The following is a 6059-nucleotide window of genomic DNA, read 5'->3' on the forward strand; positions in this document are numbered from 1 at the left end:
TCAAAAAGATTGTCATAATTAATGAAATCAAGAAAACGAGCGATACCGTCCATATAATTGATAATAGTTTTATCGGCAAGGTTTTTTAAATCGAGAGCGATCCTAACATCATTAAGGATAGGAAATTGTTTGATTTTGTCATTTATAGATTTAGTATTCATAATTAATCAGTCCTTTCTGTTATAAAATGACAACTAAATTATAAATAAAAAAAGCCATCATAAGAAAGATGGCAAACAAAAAAATATAGAAAACATAAAGAAAGAATTGAGCTAACGCGTAGCGTTTTAGTACAATTAATATAAAAAGAGTTAATACAGAAAATAAAATAAAACCAGTAACAATAACTTGGTAAACTAAATAATAATCAGATTTAAATAATTACTATCGTTTTAAAATAGATAAGCAAAATCTTTGGACTTTGTACCCCTTAAAAACTATAATGATACATTTTAATGTTATTGTTAAATAATCTTGTTGGTAAAAAGATATTACCCCAAAATATTATTAAAGTAATTCTATTTAATAAGTACTTAAATAACTCTTTACAATAACTTATACAAATCATTTGATATTTCCACTAATTTTTTAAACATATTAAATTTTATTTTTCTCACAAATCACCCCTTTTAACAGTGCTCAAATTATGAGCACTTTTTTAATTCAAAACTTTTCTATTATCTATAGTTTTTAATAATATTCATGATCTTAAAATTATATTCTTTTTTTAAACTTTGTAATTTTTTTAGAATTATTTTTGATCTTTCACCCGTTTTCTTTTAGATTAACTGTCTATACTAAATGCGAGGTGAAAAAATGGAAATAATTAAGGAAAATAAAAAATTAATTTATCGACTTCTTTTAGCAACATCCATCATGGCTGGTTTTTGTCTAATACTATACAAACCTTTTATATATCTCTTAAATAATCCCGAACATTTAAAAGTACAATTAGATCAATTTGGTAACTGGGGCAAATTATTTCTAATTTTAATTATGGCAGTGCAAGTTGTATTTGTCTTTTTACCAGGTGAAATTATTGAAGTAGCTTCAGGCTTTTGTTATGGTGAAATTCAAGGTCTAATAATCTGCTTACTAGGGGCAATGATTGGAACAGTTATAATATACTGGTTCGTTGGAAAATACGGCATTAGATTTATCAATAAATTTTTCAATCAAGAAAAGCTTCATGAAATATCATTTTTAAAAGATAAAAAAAATTTAGAACTCATTCTTTTTGTTATTTTTTTTATCCCTGGTACACCAAAAGATATCCTTACATATTTTGCACCTCTTACAAGAATTAAATTATCCAGCTTTTTGTTAATTACTACTGTAGCAAGAATTCCTTCAATTGTAACAAGTACTATTGGCGGTCATGGCTTATCAGAGCAAAAGTATCCTTTTACTATTGCGGTATTTGTGATTACTGGTATCATATCAATCATTGGTTTGTTTGTTTATAAATGGTATATAAATAAACAGCAAAAAAATCTTTAGAAAATCTTTTGATTTCATTTCTGTTATTCTTAAATGTAGTAGCTTATAATAGTTATGAAAGAAGGTAGAAATATGAATCAAGATAATATTTTAATTGTAGAAGATGAAATAGAAATTGCTAAAGCAATCGAAATATATTTAAAATCTCAAGGATATCATGTATACATTGCTAATAATGGCAAAGCTGGTTTAGAAATAATAGAACAGCATGATATCCATTTAGCAATCGTTGATGTAATGATGCCTATCATGAATGGCATCGAAATGGCATTAAAAGTTCGTGAAAAATACGACTTTCCAATTATTTTCTTATCTGCTAAGTCAGAAGATATTGATAAAATTACTGGTTTGAATATTGGTGGTGACGACTATGTAACAAAACCATTTGTACCAATGGAACTTTTAGCTCGAGTATCTTCTCAACTTAGAAGATACCATAAATATTTAAATATGTTAGATAAAAAACAAGATAAAAGTAATAAATATGTAGTTGGTGGATTAGAACTCGATCTAGATACTAAAGAAGTAACTGTTGATGGTAAAATAATTAAAGTTACTCCAATCGAATTAAAAATTCTTGAATTATTAATGAAAAAACCTGGTCGTGTTTTTTCAAGCGAACAAATATATGAAAATGTCTGGCAGGAAGCTGCCATTAATACTGAAACAGTTATGGTTCATATTAGAAATTTACGTGAAAAGATTGAAATCAACCCAAGTAATCCACAATATTTAAAAGTAGTTTGGGGTGTCGGTTATAAAATTGAAAAACAGTAGGTGATATAATGAATACAAAAAAAATAATCTTTTCAGTTCTAGCAATCTTAATTTTATTAACTAGTAGTATTGGTATTTATTTTAGCTATGATCTTATTGAAACTAATAGTCTAAAAACTATTGATTTTTCTAAAAATCAAATTCTTTATGATATTTTAGATACTATCTATCCTGTTAGTTTTCAATTAGATAATATTGGGAAAACGGAAGGAATTCCTAAATATATTACAGCAAATAATGAAGCTAGTGATGAATTTTATCAAAACAGTATTTTATATAATCGAGAAATTATGTCTGATAAAAAAAATATAAAATATTATGCAGAAGGTAACAATAATTCTTTAAGCAACACCAATGACGATATTAAAAATATTTTTGATAATAATTCTTTAAAAGAAAAATATCAATGGTATTTAAAAATTAATTTTGATGAAAATGGACAATTCAGCTATGATTCATTGGGTTGTTCAACATCAGCAAATCAAAACTATGAGTTGATTTGGAATAACTATAAACAAACATATTTTCAATATTTAGACGAATATGATGAAAATGCTGTTCTCCACAATCCTACAAACTTTACAATATATCTTGCCGTGCCTTATAAGCTTAGTAGTAGTTCAATCGATACAATTTCTTGGTATGCAGCAGAAAATTCGTTGGCTACTAATATTGAAAATATTATTCCTATTGCAATGATTGCTATTATTGTAATAAGTTTATTTATTCTTTTTTATCCTTATGAAATAGTTAAAGAAATAAATCTATTTGCTTCTTTAGCTAAAATTAAATTAGAAATTTTATTTTGCATTTTAAGTGTTGCATTTGCTGGTATTATTACTGTTATTTATGCTTTAATTATTGATACTTTAAATGGTTACTATATTTCAAAATTATCTTCTATAGGTTTTGGTAAATATAGCGAAATCGTTCTTAGTGCCATGAACATCGGAACCTGGCTGATCTTCTTGTTTCTTTGTATGTTTACTATCTATTATATAAAATCAATTTTTAAAGAGGGAATAATGTCATTTTTAAAAAATAACACTCTTTGTTGCTGGATAATTAAAACATCAAAAAAAGCATTCAATAAAATTATTAATTTTGATTTTAATGATAATACAAATAGAGTTATTTTAAAAATAGTTATTATAAATGGTTTGGTTATCTCTATTATTTGCTGTTTCTTTGCTTTTGGTATATTTTTAACCATAATTTATTCCATAATCTTATTTATTATTTTAAAAAATAAGTTTGAAGCAATTAAACATGATTATCAAATATTATTAAATTCTGTACAGCGATTATCTAATGGTGACTTTGATGTTGAAATCAATCAAGATCTTAATTTATTTAATTCTTTAAAAACTGAATTTACTAATATAAAAGATGGTTTTGAAAAAGCAGTTAATGAGGAAGTAAAATCACAAAAAATGAAAACTGAATTAATTTCTAATGTTTCCCATGACTTAAAAACACCTTTAACATCAATTATTACTTATATCGATCTATTAAAAGAAGAAAATCTTAGCAGTGATAAAAGAAATGAATATATTAATACTCTTGATCGTAATGCTTTTAGACTAAAAAATTTGATTGATGATTTATTTGAAATTAGTAAAGCTAATAGTGGCAATATACAATTGAATATTGTTAACGTTGATATCATTGCGTTGATTCAACAAACAAAATTTGAACTTACAGACAATTTCATTGGAAAAAACCTAACATTCAAAACTACTTATCCTAAAGAAAAAATTATTTTGCAACTAGATAGCCAAAAAACTTATCGTATTTTTGAAAATCTACTTATTAATATTAGTAAATACGCTCTTGAAAATACTCGTGTTTATATAGAAGTGATTGATCAAAATGATAAAGTAGAAATCATTTTTAAAAATATTTCTGCTAATGAAATTAAAATAAATGCTAATGAATTAGTAGGTCGCTTCATTCAAGGAGATGCATCGAGAAATACTAGTGGTAGTGGTTTAGGTTTAGCAATTGTAAAAAGCTTTACTGAATTACAAAATGGTATTTTCAAAGTTGAAATTGACGGTGATTTATTTAAAGCAATAGTTATCTTTAAAAAATAATTATTTAAAAAACTACCATTTTGATAGTTTTTAATCTTTTTGCAATAAACCTACTCCTAATGGATGAGGTCCTGTATGTACTCCAATTGTTGCACCGATTTGCCGAATCAAAATCTCTTCATTAAATGATGGACATATTCCTTTTAATGCCTCAATAAATTTTTCTCTAAATTCAACAGCTTCTTCTTTGTCATAACCAAACCCAACACAAAAACGATACTTTTTCACATCAAGCATATTATCTTTAAAGTAATCAATAATTTGTTCTATTATTTTTTGAATCGATTTTTTACGTCCACGCGTTAATCCATTATTAAATATTTCTCCTTCTTTAAGCAAGATCAACGGTTTAATTCCCAATGCTCCTGCTGCAATTCCTGATAATTTTCCAACTCGGCCCCCATGTACTAAATAATCCATTCCTCCAATCGTAAAAAATATTCTTCCTGTTTCCTTAATTGTATTCACATATTTAACAGTTTCTTCAAATGAAGCACCATTATCTTTCTTTGCTACAGCTGCTTCAACAAGCATTCCTTGTAATACCGTATTTACTGTAGCATCGATTATTTCAATTTTCATATTTGGATAGTTATCCAATAGTATATTTTTAGCATTCATTGCTGAATTATATGAACCGGAGAACTTTGTTGATATACAAATACAGACAATGTCATTACCATTCTTTAAAATCGGCTCAAAAACCTCCAAATAGTCCTGAATTGAAGGCATTGATGTTTTAGGATAAACTTTAGGATTATCAATCATAAATTGGTAAAATTCTCTAATTCCTAATTCAACGATTTCTTTTTGATGATGAACACCATCTATCGATACATAAAAAGGCACAACTTCAATACCCAACTGTTTTACTAATTCAGGTGCCAAATCACATGAACCATCTGTTATGATCTTATACATTTAACTCGCTCCTTTTAACTTTTTACTAAATTACAATAATTTCTTTATCATCGAATAGTTCTTAAAAAACATATACTAAAATAGCTTATATTCTTATTTTACTAGATTTTTATAAAAGAGTATACAATAAAAAAGGAAGAATTAATTTTATTGATAATTAAAATCAATAGTTTTAAAACTTCCTTTTTTTACTATTATCAGATCTATACATCCGATATAAGTTTAAACTTTTCTTTTTCTACTTCCACATAAAGCTATTGTTGCAATTACAAATCCTGCAAATGAATAGATAAGATTTACATCATCACCAGTAGCAACACTTGTTGTATCACCTGATTTTACAACTGATGTACTTTCTAACCCTTCGATTGCTTTTGTTAAAGCATCATCAGCTCTATCTACTTCACTTTGCACAGCTTCGGGATCATTTAATACTACTTGAGCTTCATTTACTGCTTCTTCTACTACTGCCCAAGTCTTTGCACTATAATTTACTTTATTTAACGCCATCGCTTTAGTAAGCGTTCCTGTCAACAATTCCTTATTTGGAATCAACCGTAGATCTAAATATGCTTTCAACAATCCATTATATGCATTGTCTACTCCTTCCTGACTAACATTTGGATCATCTAATACTTCTTTAGCTTTGGCTGCTGCTTCTATAAATTTTTCTGCACTGGCTTCTGTATAGCGTTCTATATCTATTCCACTTACTTTATCATATAATCCCTGTAATAGCTCTTTTTGGGCTTTTAATCTTAAATT

Annotated in this window: 4 protein-coding genes and 1 pseudogene; 3 read left to right on the forward strand and 2 right to left on the reverse strand. The window is 26.6% G+C overall.

Features of this window, described 5'->3' with window-relative positions; translation table 11 throughout:
* Nucleotides 1-816 precede the first annotated feature (816 nt).
* The 3 genes from BR82_RS0114130 to BR82_RS0114140 all read left to right on the forward strand — a co-directional run bounded on the left by BR82_RS0114130 (nucleotide 817) and on the right by BR82_RS0114140 (nucleotide 4373).
* The gene (locus BR82_RS0114130; RefSeq protein ID WP_027090696.1) at nucleotides 817-1500 is read left to right on the forward strand and encodes a TVP38/TMEM64 family protein; all 684 of its coding nucleotides are present in this window, start codon (nucleotides 817-819) and stop codon (nucleotides 1498-1500) included.
* Between the two features lie 72 nt (nucleotides 1501-1572).
* Nucleotides 1573-2277 (forward strand): response regulator transcription factor, encoded by a 705-nt coding sequence (locus tag BR82_RS0114135; protein ID WP_027090697.1) that lies wholly within the window; start codon nucleotides 1573-1575, stop codon nucleotides 2275-2277.
* An 8-nt stretch (nucleotides 2278-2285) separates the two neighbouring features.
* The gene (locus BR82_RS0114140) at nucleotides 2286-4373 is read left to right on the forward strand and encodes a sensor histidine kinase (protein WP_027090698.1); all 2088 of its coding nucleotides are present in this window, start codon (nucleotides 2286-2288) and stop codon (nucleotides 4371-4373) included.
* 30 nt (nucleotides 4374-4403) lie between these two features.
* Here BR82_RS0114140 and BR82_RS0114145 read toward each other — a convergent pair whose 3' ends face one another.
* Nucleotides 4404-5294 (reverse strand): DegV family protein, encoded by an 891-nt coding sequence (locus BR82_RS0114145; protein WP_027090699.1) that lies wholly within the window; start codon nucleotides 5292-5294, stop codon nucleotides 4404-4406.
* Between the two features lie 222 nt (nucleotides 5295-5516).
* Nucleotides 5517-6059, reverse strand: a pseudogene (locus BR82_RS16050) (FIVAR domain-containing protein); the annotation flags it as partial.

Origin of the sequence: Thomasclavelia saccharogumia DSM 17460 (assembly GCF_000686665.1) — a bacterium.
Taxonomy (GTDB): Bacteria; Bacillota_I; Bacilli_A; order Erysipelotrichales; family Coprobacillaceae; genus Thomasclavelia; species Thomasclavelia saccharogumia.

Bases quoted from the DNA above. Each gene is read 5' to 3' on its own strand.
- BR82_RS0114140 (WP_027090698.1), top strand. From the start codon at position 2,286: ATGAATACAAAAAAAATAATCTTTTCAGTTCTAGCAATCTTAATTTTA.
- BR82_RS0114145 (WP_027090699.1), bottom strand. From the start codon at position 5,294: ATGTATAAGATCATAACAGATGGTTCATGTGATTTGGCACCTGAATTA.
- BR82_RS0114135 (WP_027090697.1), top strand. From the start codon at position 1,573: ATGAATCAAGATAATATTTTAATTGTAGAAGATGAAATAGAAATTGCT.
- BR82_RS0114130 (WP_027090696.1), top strand. From the start codon at position 817: ATGGAAATAATTAAGGAAAATAAAAAATTAATTTATCGACTTCTTTTA.